Here is a 16,508-nt window from a genome sequence, read left to right on the forward strand (position 1 = left end):
CAACGGAGTGCTTGCCATGCCCCCCAGCCTCGCCCCCGGAGTGTCACGCCGCGAAGCCTGGGCCTGGGCGATGTACGACTTCGCCAACTCCGGCTACACCACGGTGGTGATCACCGCGGTGTTCAACGCCTACTTCGTCGCTGTGGTCGCCGCAGGCGCGACCTGGGGCACGCTGGCCTGGACCAGCGCCATCGCCCTCTCCTATGCCCTGATCATCCTCAGCGCACCACTGCTCGGCGCCTACGCCGATGCCTATGCCTGCAAGAAGCGCCTGCTGCTGCTCAGCACCCTCGGCTGCGTGCTATTCACCGCCGGCCTGGCCCTGGCCGGGCCGGGCGCGCTGGTGATCGCCATCGTCTTCGTCGTGCTGTCGAATTTCTGCTTCGGCAGCGGCGAGAACCTGATCGCCGCCTTCCTCCCGGAGATCGCCCACGAGGATGCCATCGGCCGGGTCTCAGGCTGGGGCTGGGGCTTCGGTTATCTCGGCGGCCTGCTCAGCCTCGGCGCCAGCCTGGCCTATGTCAGCTGGGCCCAGGCGCAGGGCCATACGGCGGCGCAGTTCGTGCCTGTGTGCATGCTGCTCACCGCCACCCTGTTCGCCCTGACCAGCCTGCCGACCTTCCTGTTCCTGCGCGAGCGCAGCCGCCCGCAGCTGCAACCCGGCGCCCGCCACAGCGCACGGGTGGCGTTCGCCCGTTTCGCCCAGACGGTCCGCGAGGCCGGGCGCTATCGCGACCTGCTGCGCTTTCTCGCCTGCACCCTCAGCTACCAGGCCGGGATCGCCGCGGTGGTCACCCTGGCCGCCATCTATGCCGACCAGGTCATGGGCTTCACCACCCAGGACACCCTCAAGCTGATCCTGCTGGTGAATGTCACCGCCTCGATCGGCGCCGTGCTGTTCGGTTATGTGCAGGACCGCCTCGGCCATCTCGCCACCCTGACCCTGACCCTGTTCGGCTGGCTGTTGATGGTCGGCCTGGCCTGGGCCGCCGAAGGGCCGCCGCTGTTCTGGCTGGCGGCGAATATCGCCGGCTTGTGCATGGGCGCCAGCCAGTCGGCCGGGCGCGCCATCGTCGGCCTGCTGGCGCCGCCGACGCGGCGTGCGGAGTTCTACGGCCTGTGGGGCCAGGCGGTGAAGCTGTCGTCGATCCTCGGGCCGATGACCTACGGCCTGACCAGTTGGCTGACCGCTGGCGACCACCGCCTGGCGATGCTGATCACCGGCAGCTACTTCATCCTCGGCCTGCTGATCCTCGCCAGCGTCGACCTCCAGCGCGGGCGCCGCGCGGCGCTGGTCGACTGGTAAGGCGCAGAGGTTGTGAAATGACCGAGCAGCCGCGGTAGGCGAGCGTTTCTGGCTATGCCTCTGCTACGCCTTGCGCGCCAACGGCTAGCAGGCTGCTGAAAACCACCTGCGTTGGCAATACTGCGTTAAAAACGGCCTGCTAGGCGTAGGGTGGGCTTCAGCCCACCATTGCCTGAGCGGGCGGAGGGCCGAAACGGATCGCCGCCCGCCCCTCCAGCCGCCTTCATGTCACCAGCAAATCCGCCAGTGCCGTGCGCAGGCGTTCGGGGATCGGCAGCGGCCGGTTGCTCGCCCGTTCGACGAAGACATGCACGAAGCGCCCAGCGGCGCAGGCCTGCTCCTCGCCCTGCTTGAACACCGCCAGCTCGTATTGCACCGAGCTGTTGCCCAGCTTGGCGACCCGCAGGCCGATCTCGATGCGCTCGGGGAAGGCGATGGAGGCGAAGTAGTCGCAGCTGGAACTGACGACGAAACCGACCACCTCGCCGTTGTGGATATCCAGGCCGCCGACCTCGATCAGGTAGGCGTTCACCGCGCTGTCGAAGTAGCTGTAGTAGGTGACGTTGTTGACGTGACCATAGAGGTCGTTGTCGTGCCAGCGCGTGGTGATCGGCTGGAAGTGGCGGTAATCGTGGCGCAGGTGCTGGGGTTGATGCATTGGTAGTCCTTTGGGGCTGAGATCAAAAAGCTTCGCGGCTAAAGCCGCTCCCACAAGAGCTCCAGGGTCTCCGTAGGAGCGGCTTCAGCCGCGAAAGAGCATCGCCACGCCTCAATAGGCCGACTGGTAGATGGCCAGGGCATGCGCCTCGGTCATCTCGCGCGGGTTATTCACCAGCAGGCGTTGTTGCAGCATGGCCTCGGCCGCCAGTTGCGCGAGCATATCCTGCGGCACACCGGCTTCGCGCAGGCGTGTGGGCAGGCCGCTGCGTTCGCAGCAATCGGCCAGCGCGAGGATCAGCTGCTCGGTCTGCTCCATGGCGCTGCCGGGCCGCAGCTTGGCGCCCAGCACCAGCGGCGCCAGTTCGGCATACAGCGGCGCGGCCACCGAGGCATTGAAGCCCAGTACGTGCGGCAGCACCAACGCGTTACTCAGGCCGTGGGGGATGTGGAAGTGGCCACCGAGCGGATAGGCCAGCGCATGCACCGCCGCCACCGGCGCGTTGGCGAACGCCTGGCCGGCCAGGCAGGCGCCGAGCAGCATGGCCTGGCGCGCCTGGCGGTTGCCTCCGTTGTGCACCGCCTCGTCCAGATTGGCGGCGAGCAGACGCAGCGCCTCGCGCGCCAGCAGGTCGGACAGCGGGTTCTTCTTCAGTGCGCTGGTGTAGGCCTCGATGGCATGCACCATGGCGTCGATGCCGGTGGCGGCGGTCACCGCCGGCGGCAGGCCGAGGGTCAGATCGGCATCCAGCAGCGCCAGGTCCGGCAGCAACAGCGGCGAGACCACACCCTGCTTGCTGGTTTCGCCGGTGGTGACGATCGCCACCGGGGTCACTTCCGAGCCGGTGCCGGCGGTGGTCGGCACCTGGATCAACGGCAGGCGCCGGCCCTTGGCATTGCCGACGCCGTAGAGGTCGGCCAGTTGCTGGCTGCAGTCGGGATGGGCGAGCAGCGCGACCAGCTTGGCCACGTCCATCGAACTGCCGCCGCCGAAGCCGATGATCAGTTCGGCCTTGAGTTCCCTGGCCTGTTCCACCGCACTCAGCACTATGGCTTCGGGCGGATCGGCAACCACCTGATCGAACACCTGGGCGGTCACCCCTTCCAGGAGGAAACCGGGCAACACCTCGGCGAGCAGGCCGAGTTGGGTAATCCCCGGGTCGGTGACGATAAACACCGAGCGAGCACCGCGCTCGACGCACAGGGCCGCCAGCCGACGGGCGGCACCGCTTTCGCAGATGATCTGCGCGGTGGTGGCGAAGCTGAATGGCTGCATTGTTGTGCTCCTCTGGTTGTTTGGCACAGCCAAGGCGGCGACTCGGTCGCGCACGGCCTGGGCGGCCCCGCGCATTCTGCGCATGAACCCGTAGGGTGCGCCGTGCGCACCAAAGCCTGCCACTAAAACGCGAAACTCGCCTCCGGCATGGCCATCAGACAATCCGCGCCACCGAGCAGCGCTTCGCGATGGCCGCTGGCGCGGGGTAGCACGCGCTTCAGGTAAAATTCCGCGCTGTGCAGTTTGGCCTGGTAGAAGGCCGGTTCGTCCAGCGCCTCGTCCAGCACATCCTGCGCCCGGGCGGCGGCCTGCAGCCAGAGACCAGCCAACAACACATAGGCCGAATACTGGAGGAAGTCCACCGAGGTGGCGCCGATCTCCTGCACATCGCGCTGGCTGGCGGCGATCACCGCGCTGCTCAGTTCGCGCCATTCGCCAATGCGCGTCTGCAGTGCATGGGCCAGTTCGGCCAAGGCCGGACGGCTCATCTGCTCATCGCACAACTGGCTGAACTCGGCCTGCAACCGCGACAGTTCGCTGCCGCCATCGCCGAGCACCTTACGGCGAATGTAGTCCAGCGCCTGGATGCCATTGGTGCCCTCGTACAGCTGGGTGATGCGGCTGTCGCGCATCAACTGCTCCATGCCCCACTCGCGGATATAGCCGTGGCCGCCATACACCTGCACGCCGAGGCTGGCGACTTCCTGGCCCATGTCGGTGAAGAAGGCCTTGATGATCGGGATCAGCAGTGCCGCGCGCTTGCCGGCGGCCTGGCGCGCGGCCAGGTCCGGGTGGCCGTGTTCGAGGTCGAGCTGGCGCGCGCAGTAGACGCCGAGCATGCGACTGCCTTCGACCAGGGTCTTCTGGGTCAGCAACATGCGCCGCACATCGGGATGACTGATGATCGGGTCGGCCGCCTTGCCCGGCGCGACCGGCCCGCCCAGCGCCCGCGACTGCAGACGCTCGCGGGCATAGCCCAAGGCACCCTGGAACGCCGCCTCGGCGACGCCCAGGCCCTGCAAGCCGACCTGGAAGCGCGCGTCGTTCATCATGGTGAACATGCAGGCCAGGCCCTGGTTGGCCGTGCCGACCAGCCAGCCGGTCGCGCCGTCGAAGTTCATCACACAGGTGGCCGCACCCTTGATGCCCATCTTGTGTTCGAGGGCGCCGCAGCTCAGGGTATTGCGCGCGCCCAGGCCGCCATCCGGGCTGGCGATGAATTTCGGCACCAGCAGCAGCGAGATGCCCTTCACCCCGGCCGGCGCATCGGGCAGACGCGCCAGGACCAGGTGGACGATGTTCTCCGACAGATCCTGCTCGCCGCCGCTGATGAAGATCTTGCTGCCGCTGACCCGGTAACTGCCGTCCGCCTGGGGCTCGGCCTTGGTGCGCAGCAGCGCCAGGTCGGTGCCGGCTTGCGGCTCGGTGAGGCACATGGTGCCGGCCCACTGGCCGCTGACCAGCTTGCCCAGGTAGGCCTGTTTCAGCGCCTCGCTGCCGTGCTTGGCCAGCGCCAGCACCGCACCTTCGGTCAGCCCCGAGTACACGCGAAAGGACAGCGAGGCGCTCATCAGCATCTCGTGGAAGTTGCACGCCAGCATCTGTGGCAAGCCCTGGCCGCCGTACTCACTCGGCCCGGTCATGCTCGCCCAGCCGTTGTCGACGTATTGCCGGTAGGCCTCGCGGAACCCCTCGGGGGTGCTGACCTGCCCGGCGTCCAGCTGGCAACCCTGCTCGTCACCGTGGCGATTGAGTGGTGCCACCACGCCCGCAGCGTAGCGCGCGCCCTCTTCCAGCACGCCGTCGATCAGCTCGCGCTCCAGGCCGTTGCCGAGCAGCGCGCAGTGGCCGCCGATATCGAACAGCTCGTGGAGGACGAAGCGCATGTCGCGCAGCGGCGCCTGGTAATTCATACCCGGCCCTCCTGCACGGAGGCGAACGGCTGACCGCTGGCGGCCAGGGTTTCGATCAGCCTGGCAGGCTGCCAATGGTCGCCGAAGCGTGCCTGCAACACCTCGAGCCGGGCCAATATATCCGCCAGGCCCTGCGCGTCCGCCCAGGCCATCGGCCCGCCCCTGTCCGCCGGGAAGCCGTAGCCGTTGAGGTAGACCAGATCGATGTCGTGGCTGTTGCTGGCGATATGCTCTTCGAGAATTTTCGCGCCTTCGTTGACCAGCGCCAGCAGGCAGCGCTCGAGGATTTCCGCAGGATCGATGGCGCGGCGGTCGAAGCCCAGCTGTTCGGAGACCTGCAACACCAGGGCGTCCACCTCGGGGTCACGCTCGGCCTGGCGGCTGCCCTCGGCGTAGCGGTAATAGCCCAGGCGCGCCTTCTGGCCGAAGCGGCCGAGGCCGCACAGGCGGTTGTCGACCTGCACCGCCGGGTCATCCTGGCCCTTGCCGGCCAACTCGCGGGCACGCCATTCCAGGTCGATGCCGACCACGTCGTACATGCGAAACGGGCCCATGGCGAAGCCGAAACCCTGCAGCGCGGCATCCACCTGGTGCGGGTAGGCGCCTTCGAGCAGCAGCATGCGCGCCTCACGCACATAGGTATGGAGCATGCGATTGCCGATGAAGCCGTGGCAGTTGCCGGCCACCACCGCCACCTTGCCGATACGCCGGCCCAGCTCCAGCGCGGCGTCCAGCACCGCCGGGGCGGTCCTGGCGCCGCGGACGATCTCCAGCAGCTTCATGATGTGCGCCGGGCTGAAGAAGTGCAGGCCCAGCACGCTTTCCGGCCGCGCGGTGACGGCGGCGATGGCGTCGATGTCCAGCGCCGAGGTGTTGCTGGCGAGGATCGCCCCGGGCTTCAGGGTGGCGTCCAGGGTGCGGAAGATCTGCTGCTTGAGCTCGAGGTTCTCGTACACCGCCTCGATCACCAGGTCGGCCTCGGCCAGGGCCGGGTAGTCGTTCACCGGGGTGATGCAGGCCAGGCGCGCGGCGGACTCCTGCTCGCTGATGCGGCCGAGGCGGACGTTATGCGCATTGGTCTCGGCGACCACGCCCAGGGCCTGTTCGAGCATCTGCGGGTTGTTGTCCAGCCACAGCACTCGGATGCCGGCGTTGGCCAGGCTCATGACGATGCCGCGGCCCATGGTGCCGGCGCCGATCACGGCGGCTTGCTGAACAGTGAAAGCGGAGTGGCTCATCGGGGTTCCTCTGGCGGGAGTACAAAAAATCGACAATCACCATAAACAAGGCGCTACTATTTTTGAAATTTAGTCTTGTGATAAGTCGTATTCAGCCGATGAATATTTCCACCTTCGATCTCAACCTGCTGCGCGTATTCGAGGCCCTGATGCGCGAGCACAATGTCTCGCGCGCCGCCGAGCGGCTATCGCTCAGCCAACCGGCGGTGAGCAACGCCCTCAACCGCCTGCGCGAATTGCTCGACGACCCGTTGCTGGTACGCGTCGGCCGCAGCATGCAACCGACGCCGCGCGCGCTGGCCCTGGAAGCGCCGATCCGCGCCGCCCTGCAGCAGATCGAGCAGAGCCTGATGGCCGGTGTGGCCTTCGATCCGGCGAGCAGCCGGCAGCGCTTCAATATCGCGGTGACCGATTACGTCGAGCTGATCTGCATGCCGCGCCTGGTCAAGCGGCTCAGCCAGCAGGCGCCGGGGATTCGCCTCGATATCCGCCACCTCAGCCCGAGCCTGCCTGCCGAAGCCCTGGACAAGGGTGAACTGGACCTGGTGCTGGGCCGCTTCGAGGAGACGCCCGCGCGTTTCGCCCGCCGTCACTGGATGAGCGAAACCCTGCAACTGGCGCTGCGCCGCGACCACCCGCTGGTCGCGGGGGCGCTGGACCTGGAGACCTTTCTCCAGCTGCGCCACCTGTGGGTTCACGGAGGCCAGACCCGCGGCATGGTCGACCAGTGGCTGGGCGAACAGGGCCTGAGCCGCGAGATTCTCTACACCACACCGAACTACCTGCAGGCCGCGCATATCGTCGCCAGCAGCGAACTGGCGGCCGTGCTGCCCAGGCAACTGGCGCGCCACTTCGCCGCGCTCCTGCCGCTGCAACTGTTCGACCTGCCCTTCCCCCTCGGTCCCTTCCACCTGGAAGTCGTCAGCCTGGCGCAGCGCCAACGCGACGCGGCGTTGCAGTGGTTGATCGAACAGATAGTCGCCATCGGCCAGGGCTGACGCGTAGCGAGGGGTGTCAGCCAGCGGCCGCAGCCAGCTCCGGCGGGGACGACGCGCTGGCTTTCCGCGAGTGTTGCTGCGGGTTGCGGGCGGAGGATGCCTCGGTCTCGGCATGGTTCCAGAGCGGGCCTTCACTGATCAGCATGCCGTGCGTGACCAGGCAGCTTCTGCCCCCGAGCTGCAACTTGAGCGGGTGGCGCTGGGCAATGACCCAGCCCTCGCTCAGTAGCTGATCGATGTGCGCGCGTAGCGCAGGGAGGTAGCGTTGTTCTTTCATGGCAGAGTCCTTTCTTACCTGCAGATGATGACAGTGGCACGGCTCAAACAGCCGTCCCACTCATCCATAAAACACGCTGCAAAGAATAGTGGCCTTGTGCCTTGCAGAGAAGCGAAATTTGTCATGCCCTTGTAGCCAATAGCCCCCAATCAGCTATGGCGTTTGGCTTACACAAGGCCATGTCCCCGTCGTCCAGACGCCGCGCTGTCGCGCAGCAAACCGGGGGCGCTCAAGGACCGAGATACAAGGATGGGTCGGGCCGCGTAGGTTAGGCGCCCGCAAGTCGACCTGCTACCAGCAGAACAAGAGCGCCGTAACCCATCACACGACAACCGGATACAGGTATAAATCGCTCGATGGGTATCGCTGCGCTCAACAGCCTACGGGGTTGCAGCAGGGCTGAGCGTTATACGACAGAGCCAAGCGCCTCGGCCTCCTCGCCGGGTGGCGGCGAGCTGAATTCCAGGTAGCCGTCCTCCAGCTTGCCGTAGCGCAGCAGCACCAGGTCGAGCAGGTAGTTCTGGTAGAGCTTCCAGGGCAGGCGATCGCCCTGCTTGGGAATCCTCTCGGCGGCGCGCTGGATGTAGCCGGAAGTCAGATCGAGGAACGGCGCCTCCCCGACCCGACGCGCCGGGTCGCGCGGGGTGCACTGGCGCATGCCGATGGCGTCCATGTGCTTGATCAAACGACAGAAGTATTGGCTGGAAAGATCCGCCTTGAGCGTCCAGCTGGCGTTGCTGTAACCGAGCACCACCGCCGCATTGGGCAGGTCGCGCAGCATGCAGCCGCGGTAGCCCATGCTCTTGGCCGCGTCGAATAGCTGGCCGTCCACCGCCACCTCGATGCCGCCGAACAGCAGCAGCTCCAGGCCGGTGGCGCTGACGATCACGTCGGCCGCCAGCACCCGGCCGCTTTTCAGGCGGATGCCGGTTTCGCTCAAGCTGTCGATCTGCTCGGTCACCAGCGACGCCTTGCCCGCGCGCAGCGCCTTGAACAGATCGCCGTCCGGCACCACACACAGGCGCTGATCCCACGGCCGGTAGCGCGGGCTGAAGTGGCGCATGTCGAAATCCGCGCCCAGTTGGCGCCGAGCCCGGCCCAGCAGCAGCTTGCGCATCAGCGTCGGCAAGCTCCTGGCCAGCCTGTAGAAAGCCAGCTGCATAAGCACGTTGCGCGTGCGCAGCAGCCGGTAGACCAGGGCGGGCGGCAGCCAGCGGTGCAGCAGCTTGGCCAGCCCGTCGCGTTGCGGCAGGCTGAGCACATAGCTCGGCGAGCGTTGCAGCATGGTCACGTGCCGGGCCTTGTCGGTCAGCGCCGGCACCAGCGTCACAGCGGTGGCGCCACTGCCGATCACCACCACGTGCTTGCCGCTGTAGTCGAAGTCCTGCGGCCACTGCTGCGGGTGGATGAAGGCGCCGCGGAACAGCTCGCGGCCCTTGTACGCCGGGGTGTAGCCGGCGTCGTAGCGGTAGTAGCCGGTGCACATCAGCAACTGATTGCAGCTCAGCAGGCGCGGCTCGGCCGCCTCGCCGCACTGCACCTGCAAGGTCCAGCGCGCCGCCACGCTGCACCAGTCGGCCTTGAGCACCCGGTGCCGGTAGCGGATCTTGGCGTCGATGCCGTGCTCCCGCGCGGTCTCCTCGATATAGCGGCGGATCGACGGGCCGTCGGCAATCGCCTGCGGGTCGGTCCAGGGTTTGAAGTGGTAGCCGAGGGTGTACATGTCCGAGTCGGAGCGAATGCCCGGGTAGCGAAACAGATCCCAGGTGCCGCCGAGGGCATGCCGGCCTTCGAGGATCGCGAAGCGCTTGTGCGGGCACTGCTGCATCAGGTGATAGGCCGCACCGATGCCGGACAGGCCGGCGCCGATGATCAGTACGTCCAGGTGTTCCACAGACATGGGCGGCCTCGCTGTCCTGTTGCCTGGCCCGCTCGACGACCTCGCGGGTTCGCCAGATACAGGGTAGACGCTGGCAGCGCCAGCCAGCCGAATAGCCATGTGCCCCGGCCGAGCGACCGCCACGGCGAGCAGCGCGCGCCCATGCCCCAGGGCACACCTTGGCTACGAAAGCGCCGTCCCAGAGACCTGCTGTCGTGCAACCAACGTCCAGGATCGGCGCCCGCCGAATGCTGGCAAACTGCCGCCAGCAGGTTTACCCTCCTGCCCAGTTACGAGCCGGCCGAACCCGCAGCGACACAGGCTCGCCATGGACAAAGGGAAGGCCATGAAACACCAGGATTGGCAACGCGACAGCCGCGACGAGCGCCTGAATGCCGACAGCGATGACGCCCCGCTCAGCGTGCAAGCCTGGTTGCGCGAGAGACAGCACGCGCGCGCCAGTCCCCTACGGCGCTTCGCCAATGTGTTCGGCGTACTCGCGGCGTTCGCCTGCAGCTTCTACCTGCTGGCCGAGTACAGCGGCCTTGGCGACCTGCTCAAGACCAAGACCCACGGCCTGCTCAACCCCGCCGCACCACCCATTGCCCTGCCATCCCTCGACCTGCCATCCATCAACCAGGACAGGCCGACGCCCAGGCAAACAGCCGACCCCTACCGCATACCCCAGCAGCTCGAGCCGTTCCAGCCCGACACTCTGACCAGCGCCCCGATCCCCGACCCGCAGTCGCTGGCCGACTGCATCGAAACCGCCAACCTCATCGACGAAAAAGTCGTCGCCTGCCGCTACGGCACCCTGCCCCGCGACCGCCGCCCGGCCCCGAGTAGCGGTATGGTCTCGGCGCAATACCTCGCCCAATACCAGGCCGATCAGGCCAAGCGCAGCAGCGCGCCAACCCGGTCCAGCGCCAGGCGCGAGGTGGATCAAGTCTGGATTGAACGTTGGGACGGTGGCGGTTCCTTCCTCGCCGAATGGCACGCCCCGGATAACCGCATCGACAGCAGCAGCGTGTGCGTCAACCACCGCCGCGGCTCGATCGACTACCGCGAATGCCGCAAGGCGGCCAAGGTGCATTTTCGCGAGCAATGCCGGGCCTGGGAAAAGCGCTGGGAGCGGGATCGTCAAGAGTGGAGCAAGCGGATGGAGCAGCGGTATTGCAGTGCGGCGAATGGGTTTAGTCCGATGGGCTGAGGCTGTTTCAGTGGCGCCTTACGGCCCAGAAGCCGGCATTGACGACAGGCAGGAACCGGTCAGGAGCGGACGTTTGCATGGGCTGCACCAGTGCCTGAAGACAGCGACTGGGGCATCGCTGGTAATAGAATATGTTACCGCCCCACGCACTCACCCCACCCATTCCCTGCCTGAGTATTCGATGCTGATCTCCACCCTTTCCAACGGCCGATCAATAACACCATCCTTGTCAGCTGAACCCATAGTGCCTTGGTGGAGTTTTACGAAAACGGTATTGGCCGCCACCGCTCTGACATTGGTGCGCGACGGTAGGCTCGATCTGGATGCTTCGCTTCCAGAAGGTGCTTTCACCCTTCGCCAACTCTTGCGTCACGAAGCAGGGCTCGCGGACTATGGCGAGCTTCCCGAGTACCATGCATCCGTGGCCAAGCATGATCCGGCATGGCCCGCTCACGAGATGATGCAGCGCCTAGACGGCTATCGCCTCCGATACAGCCCTGGAACGGGTTGGCGCTACTCGAATGTTGGATTCATGCTGGTAGCCAGACTCATCGAACGCGCCACAGATCTGCCGCTTGCAGATGCTCTTAGGCAGCAAGTTCTGGTACCGCTCGGCATGTCGAAGGTTCGTTTGGCAACGGAGCGTGCTGAACTGAATGGGGAATACCTGGGACACTCGTTGAATTACGACCCCGCCTGGGTCTACCACGGGTTGCTGATCGGCCCACTGTCACAGGCTGCTCTGCTGCTGGATAACGTACTCGCAGGCAACCTCCTGCCTACCACCCTCCTTGAAGAAATGCAGGCGACGCGGGTGCTGGGTGGCCCAATGGCGGGCCGACCGTGGCTCGCGCCTGGATATGCGCTGGGCTTGATGCGAGGCCCAATCGAGGGTGGCCTGACGTTGGCAGGGCACACAGGGTGCGGGCCCGGAAGCGTTGTAGCTGTATATCGATGCACCGTTGGAGACGCAGCCGCATGCTGTGCGGTTCACTCGATGGACACGGATGAGCCAGGTATCGAAAAGCTGGTCGTTCAGGAGATACGTGAGGCGCTGGAGGCGGCGTGCTGAAGCTTCGTGGGTCTCCTCGAATCATCCTCATCCTATGATCACAATGTCTGCTTTTGGCCGTCTGTCCTACCATCACCAGGTCGACAGGACGGAGGTTGATATGGGAAATGGTGTAGACAAACGAGTCGTTGTCATTGGCGCAGGCATAGTGGGTGCGTCCCTGGCATATCACCTGGCTAGCAAAGGCGCGAATGTCATTTTGGTCGAGGCTGACGGTATAGCGTCCAGAGTGACTGGAAGCTCATTCGCATGGATCAACGCCTCACACATCGGGCCCGATCCAATCGTGCAATTGCGCGGTGCCGCCATCAAAGAGTACCGCCGACTCGAAACGGAGTTGCCGGGTCTGAAGGTACGGTGGACAGGCTCCCTGTCTTACAGCGCGAGCTCAGGTGGAGTGCTGCAAGCCTCAGGTAACCAGCCTTCGGCAACCCTGGTGTCCCGATCCCAGATTCTCGGCCTTGAGCCAAACCTCAAGAATCCCCCTCAGCATGCCTTGTATGAAGCCGAGGAAGGCGCGCTGGACGCAGTGGAAGCAACGCACGCGTTGATCGCAGGTGCCCAGGCTCATGGGGCGACAGTTCTGACACAGACTCGGGTTCTCGGCTTTACAACTCAGAATGCAAAGGTGACGGGAGTCGAAACCGCAATGGGCATCATCGATGCCGACATTCTCCTACTGGCAGCAGGGACTGGCATCACGAAGCTGGCAGACACGCTAAAAATGTCCCTTCCAATAGAGGCCTCTCCTGCAATATTCATCCGCTACAAGCCACAACCCAACCTTGTGCACACCATCATCTCTAGCCCTGAAATGGAAGTGAGGCAAAGCACGGATGGTACGTTGCTAGCGGCAGAAGACTACTTGAGCGACTCTGTGGAAAACCAGCCAGTAGCGATAGCGCTACGAACCGCCAAGGCCATCCAGAACGAACTCTACGGGGTTATTTCCATTGATCCGGAATTGGCTTGTGTCGGACTCAGACCAATTCCTATCGATGGCACCCCCATCATCGGCTATCTACCCAATATCGGCGGAGTGTACGTTTGCTCAATGCATCCGGGAGTCGCTCTAGCCGCGATAGTGGGCCGGCTAATGGGTGTCCCCGATTCTTCGGCTGATGCGAGCGGGCGCAGGCGAATGGCCAGACGAATCACGTAATTCCGTCTTTGCTGGCCAGATTGGCGCGGGCCAGGGTTGTGAATGCCTTGAGCGCAGCGGACGGGTTGCGACGGTTGGGGTAGTACAGGCACAGGTTGTCTCTGGGAGGCGTCCAGTCCTCCAGTACCCGCTCTAACTGCCCGGCTTCGATTTTACCCAGTACGTCCTGTTCCATGAAAAAGCCGAGCCCCACGCCCTCCTGCACGACCGTTTTGGCGACACCGGGTTCGTCAAGCGTCAGCTGTCCGTCCACATTGAGCCGGGTCACCTCCCCCTCGCGTTCGAAATGCCAAGGGTAGATGGCGCCATTCGGCAGCCGGATACGTATGCACTGATGGTGGAGAAGATCAGGTGGCGTGCGGGGCCTGCCGTTCTTATCGAAGTACGCTGGCGTGCCGACTACGGCGTAGCGTTGCGGCAGGCCAAGCGAGATCACGATCATGTCACTGGGTACGAGATTCGCGGAGCGTACACCGAGATCGAAACCGTCAGCGACGATGTCGACCAGGCGGCCTTCGGTAACCAGGTCGATGTGCACCTTCGGATAACGCCGCAAAAACTCCAGCACCAGCGGCAGCAGCGCCGCGCGGGCGGCACTGGCGAACGCATTGATGCGCAGGACGCCCGAAGGCCCGGCATTGTAGGAACGCACCGCTTCGAGCGCCGCACGTACATCCTGCAGGGCCGGCCCCACCTGCTCTAGGTACATTGTGCCCGCCTCGGTCAGCGACACGCTGCGGGTGGTGCGGTTGAACAGTCGCGTTTCGAGCGTCGCCTCCAGTTTGGCAATGGTGTTGCTCAACGCGGTGGTCGAAACATCGAGGTCGATAGCCGCCTGGCGAAACGAGGCTCGGCGCGCCACGGCCAGTACAGCTTCCAACTCGTTGAGGCCAAGGCGCGGGTCAGCCATTTGATTGTCCTTATTTTCGGGATAGGCCATTAACGTCTATCCCAGTTGATCAAACTATCAACTGAGCAGCAAGATCACCGTCGTACTCCCAGCAATTGTTAGAAAGGAGATCAGCTCATGAGTCTTCCACTTCCTGACGTCGTTCAGACGTACTTCGAGATCAGCAATGGCGGCGACGCATCACGCCTCGCGGCCTGCTTTTGCGCCGATGCCACGGTGATCGACGACAGCCGGACGCATCAGGGCATCGCGGCCATCGAAGCCTGGCAACACGCGACACGGCAGGTATTCATCTACCGTGTCGAACCACTGGAGGCGTCGCATGAGGACGACAGGCTGAGCGTCACGGCGCGGGTGATCGGCAACTTCCCCGGTAGCCCGGTGAAGCTTAATCACCTGTTCGTGTTCAAGGACGCCCAGATCCGCTCGTTGGAGATTGCGCCATGATGAACCTTGATCTGGCCGGCAAGCGGGTCCTGGTCACCGGTGGCACCAAAGGCGTCGGGCACGCGGTGGTCGACCTGCTCCTCGCGGAAGGCGCGAAGGTGCTTACCTCGGCGCGGCAGGCGGACATCGACATGCCGGATGAGCTGTTCGTTCAGGCCGATCTCTCGACCCGGGAAGGTTGTGCAGCACTGGTGACCGCGACCAGGCAACGCCTGGGCAGTGTGGACATCATCGTTCACGTACTGGGGGGCTCGTCGGCACCCGGCGGCGGCTTCGCTGCACTGGACGAAGAGCAATGGCAACGCGAACTCGATCTGAACCTGTTTCCGGCCGTGCGCCTGGATCGTGCTCTGCTCCCGGAGATGCTGGAGCGCAAGGAGGGCGTGATCATCCATGTGACCTCCATTCAGAGCCGCCTGCCCCTGCCCGAGGCCACGACGGCCTATGCTGCGGCCAAGGCTGCACTCTCGACCTACAGCAAAAGCCTATCGAAAGAAGTCTCGCCAAAAGGGGTGCGTGTTGTCCGGGTTTCACCGGGGTGGATTGAAACCGAAGCGTCGGTCGCATTGGCCGAGCGGCTCGCGCAGGAGGCAGGTACCGACTACGAAGGCGGCAAGCGGATAATCATGGAGGCACTGGGCGGCATCCCGCTCGGCCGCCCTTCGACGCCTACAGAGGTTGCCAGCCTGATTGTATTCCTGGCTTCGCCTCGCGCTGCCTCTATCACCGGGAGCGAATTTGTAATTGACGGCGGAACGGTTCCAACAACCTAGCGGTGGTTGCCCCTCCTAAACGCGTCGACCACTGACAGTAGCGATTAGCGTGTGACTATTTTCGAGCTGGGACGGACATCGTTCGGTGTCCGCTTCTGGCCGCCTTCTGCATGTCACCGCAGGCTGCTTCGGATCGATTGCAGCCTGTCGCAAACGACCGAACCGCCCAGCTACGGCCAACCCGACTCAGCCTCCAGCGCACCCGGAGTCTACCCCCCCCACCCCTTCTGCTTCTCCATCAAAAAATCAATAAACGCCCGCAACCTCAACGGCACATGCCGCCCATGCGGGTAGAGCAAGGTGAACGGCCGCGAGCGGCCGGCGTAGGCTTGCAGCACTTCCACCAGTGAACCCTCGGCCAGTTCCCGTTCGATGATAAAGCGGTAGGTCTGGAACAGCCCCGCGCCATGTTTGGCCAGGGTCACGCCGCCGAGTACGTCGTCGGAGCAGACATAGGCGCCCTGGGTGAGGATTTCGCAAGGGCGGCCGCCGTCGTTGAATAGCCAGGCGATGCGTCGGCCGCTGCTGGGCAGTTCGAACTGAATGCATTCGTGCCGCGCCAAGTCGTCGAGGTTCTGCGGGGTGCCGACGCGCGCCAGGTAGTCGGGGGTCGCCACCACGACCAGGGCGGCGTCTTCCAGGTGGCGGGCGATCAGGCCGGAATCGGGCTGCGCGCGCACGCGGATGGCCATGTCGTAGCCTTCGTCGACGAAATCGATATTGCGGTTGCCCAGGTGGATGTCCACTTGCACCTGCGGGTACTGACGGCGGAACTCGGGCAGCAGCGGCAGTATCCGGTGGTGTCCGTAGGTGGTGGGGAGGCTGATGCGCATGGTGCCGGACGGCATCTGTTGCTGGCCCATCAACTCGCGCTCGGCTTCGAGCATCTGGTTCAACGCGCCGCGGCATTGCTGGTGGTAGGCGAGCCCGCCTTCGGTCAGGCGGATGCTGCGGGTGGTGCGCACGAACAGGCGCACGCCAAGCCGCGCCTCCAGGCGCGAGACCGAGCGGCTCACCGCCGCCGGGGTGACGCCGGCGGCCAAAGCCGCGCCGGTAAAGCTGCCGATCTCCGCCGCCAGACAGAACAGCTCGATGCTGCCCAGCAGTACATCGTCGAATTGTCGCCGCATTGATTACACCATGTGTCAAGTTAAGTGTCTGGCTGCATATTTATCCGCTTTCGACGCACAAATATAGTCCTGCCCAACAGCGCTGCCTTCCACTACCCAACAGGACTATCACCATGAGCAACAACAGAACTGTCGTCATTACCGGTGCCTCCAGCGGCATCGGTCTCGGCCTGGCCAAGGCCTATCTCGCCCGCGGCTTCAATGTGGTCGGTAATGCGCGCTCGGCAGAGCGGCTGGCCGACGCCGCCGAAACCCTTGGC

Annotated in this window: 16 protein-coding genes; 8 read left to right on the forward strand and 8 right to left on the reverse strand. The window is 64.7% G+C overall.

Features of this window, described 5'->3' with window-relative positions:
* Positions 1-16 precede the first annotated feature (16 nt).
* Positions 17-1,306 (forward strand): MFS transporter, encoded by a 1,290-nt coding sequence (locus tag ABZE94_RS13095; protein WP_372875950.1) that lies wholly within the window; start codon positions 17-19, stop codon positions 1,304-1,306.
* A gap of 223 nt (positions 1,307-1,529) precedes the next feature.
* Here ABZE94_RS13095 and ABZE94_RS13100 read toward each other — a convergent pair whose 3' ends face one another.
* The 4 genes from ABZE94_RS13100 to ABZE94_RS13115 form a co-directional block, all read right to left on the reverse strand.
* Positions 1,530-1,964 carry an acyl-CoA thioesterase gene (locus ABZE94_RS13100; RefSeq protein ID WP_372875951.1) on the reverse strand — a complete coding sequence of 145 codons (435 nt, stop codon included), beginning with the start codon at positions 1,962-1,964 and terminating at the stop codon, positions 1,530-1,532.
* 111 nt (positions 1,965-2,075) lie between these two features.
* A complete protein-coding gene (locus ABZE94_RS13105; RefSeq protein ID WP_372875952.1) occupies positions 2,076-3,239 on the reverse strand; it encodes an iron-containing alcohol dehydrogenase in 1,164 nt (387 codons plus the stop codon).
* 122 nt (positions 3,240-3,361) lie between these two features.
* Entirely contained in the window at positions 3,362-5,152 is a 1,791-nt protein-coding gene (locus ABZE94_RS13110; protein ID WP_372875953.1) for an acyl-CoA dehydrogenase C-terminal domain-containing protein, read from the reverse strand.
* Positions 5,149-6,390 carry a 3-hydroxyacyl-CoA dehydrogenase NAD-binding domain-containing protein gene (locus ABZE94_RS13115; RefSeq protein WP_372875954.1) on the reverse strand — a complete coding sequence of 414 codons (1,242 nt, stop codon included), beginning with the start codon at positions 6,388-6,390 and terminating at the stop codon, positions 5,149-5,151. Before ABZE94_RS13115 ends, ABZE94_RS13110 begins: the two co-directional genes overlap by 4 nt.
* Positions 6,391-6,488: 98 nt before the next feature.
* On the opposite strand from ABZE94_RS13115, the gene ABZE94_RS13120 reads away from it, so the two are divergent.
* Positions 6,489-7,388: a LysR family transcriptional regulator gene (locus ABZE94_RS13120; RefSeq protein ID WP_372875955.1), complete on the forward strand. Its 900-nt coding sequence runs from the start codon at positions 6,489-6,491 to the stop codon at positions 7,386-7,388.
* 16 nt (positions 7,389-7,404) lie between these two features.
* Here the strand turns inward: ABZE94_RS13120 and ABZE94_RS13125 are convergent, their stop codons facing one another.
* Positions 7,405-7,665, reverse strand: a complete 261-nt coding sequence (locus tag ABZE94_RS13125) for a hypothetical protein (RefSeq protein WP_372875956.1) — start codon at positions 7,663-7,665, stop codon at positions 7,405-7,407.
* 406 nt (positions 7,666-8,071) lie between these two features.
* Positions 8,072-9,565 (reverse strand): flavin-containing monooxygenase, encoded by a 1,494-nt coding sequence (locus tag ABZE94_RS13130; RefSeq protein WP_372875957.1) that lies wholly within the window; start codon positions 9,563-9,565, stop codon positions 8,072-8,074.
* Between the two features lie 325 nt (positions 9,566-9,890).
* Here ABZE94_RS13130 and ABZE94_RS13135 point away from each other — a divergent pair, with 325 nt between their 5' ends.
* From ABZE94_RS13135 to ABZE94_RS13145, 3 genes are all read left to right on the forward strand, one after another.
* Positions 9,891-10,754 carry a hypothetical protein gene (locus tag ABZE94_RS13135; protein ID WP_372875958.1) on the forward strand — a complete coding sequence of 288 codons (864 nt, stop codon included), beginning with the start codon at positions 9,891-9,893 and terminating at the stop codon, positions 10,752-10,754.
* A gap of 181 nt (positions 10,755-10,935) precedes the next feature.
* Complete coding sequence (locus ABZE94_RS13140; protein WP_372875959.1) at positions 10,936-11,826, forward strand: serine hydrolase domain-containing protein; 891 nt, start codon at positions 10,936-10,938, stop codon at positions 11,824-11,826.
* 43 nt (positions 11,827-11,869) lie between these two features.
* Positions 11,870-12,988, forward strand: a complete 1,119-nt coding sequence (locus ABZE94_RS13145) for an NAD(P)/FAD-dependent oxidoreductase (RefSeq protein ID WP_372875960.1) — start codon at positions 11,870-11,872, stop codon at positions 12,986-12,988.
* On the opposite strand, the gene ABZE94_RS13150 is transcribed toward ABZE94_RS13145, so the two are convergent.
* Positions 12,981-13,898, reverse strand: coding sequence for a LysR family transcriptional regulator (locus ABZE94_RS13150; protein ID WP_372875964.1), 918 nt, complete (start codon positions 13,896-13,898; stop codon positions 12,981-12,983). The two genes, ABZE94_RS13145 and ABZE94_RS13150, sit on opposite strands and share 8 nt — an antisense overlap.
* Before the next feature lie 117 nt (positions 13,899-14,015).
* Here ABZE94_RS13150 and ABZE94_RS13155 point away from each other — a divergent pair, with 117 nt between their 5' ends.
* Positions 14,016-14,345: a nuclear transport factor 2 family protein gene (locus ABZE94_RS13155; RefSeq protein ID WP_372875961.1), complete on the forward strand. Its 330-nt coding sequence runs from the start codon at positions 14,016-14,018 to the stop codon at positions 14,343-14,345.
* Positions 14,342-15,118 carry an SDR family oxidoreductase gene (locus ABZE94_RS13160; RefSeq protein ID WP_372875962.1) on the forward strand — a complete coding sequence of 259 codons (777 nt, stop codon included), beginning with the start codon at positions 14,342-14,344 and terminating at the stop codon, positions 15,116-15,118. The genes ABZE94_RS13155 and ABZE94_RS13160 overlap by 4 nt, the downstream gene beginning before the upstream one ends.
* A gap of 209 nt (positions 15,119-15,327) precedes the next feature.
* On the opposite strand, the gene ABZE94_RS13165 is transcribed toward ABZE94_RS13160, so the two are convergent.
* Positions 15,328-16,248, reverse strand: a complete 921-nt coding sequence (locus tag ABZE94_RS13165; RefSeq protein ID WP_372875963.1) for a LysR substrate-binding domain-containing protein — start codon at positions 16,246-16,248, stop codon at positions 15,328-15,330.
* 113 nt (positions 16,249-16,361) lie between these two features.
* On the opposite strand from ABZE94_RS13165, the gene ABZE94_RS13170 reads away from it, so the two are divergent.
* The coding region (locus ABZE94_RS13170; protein ID WP_372875965.1) for an SDR family NAD(P)-dependent oxidoreductase at positions 16,362-16,508 on the forward strand (147 nt) is incomplete at its 3' end.

Origin of the sequence: Pseudomonas sp. (assembly GCF_041601375.1) — a bacterium.
Taxonomy (GTDB): domain Bacteria; phylum Pseudomonadota; class Gammaproteobacteria; order Pseudomonadales; family Pseudomonadaceae; genus Aquipseudomonas.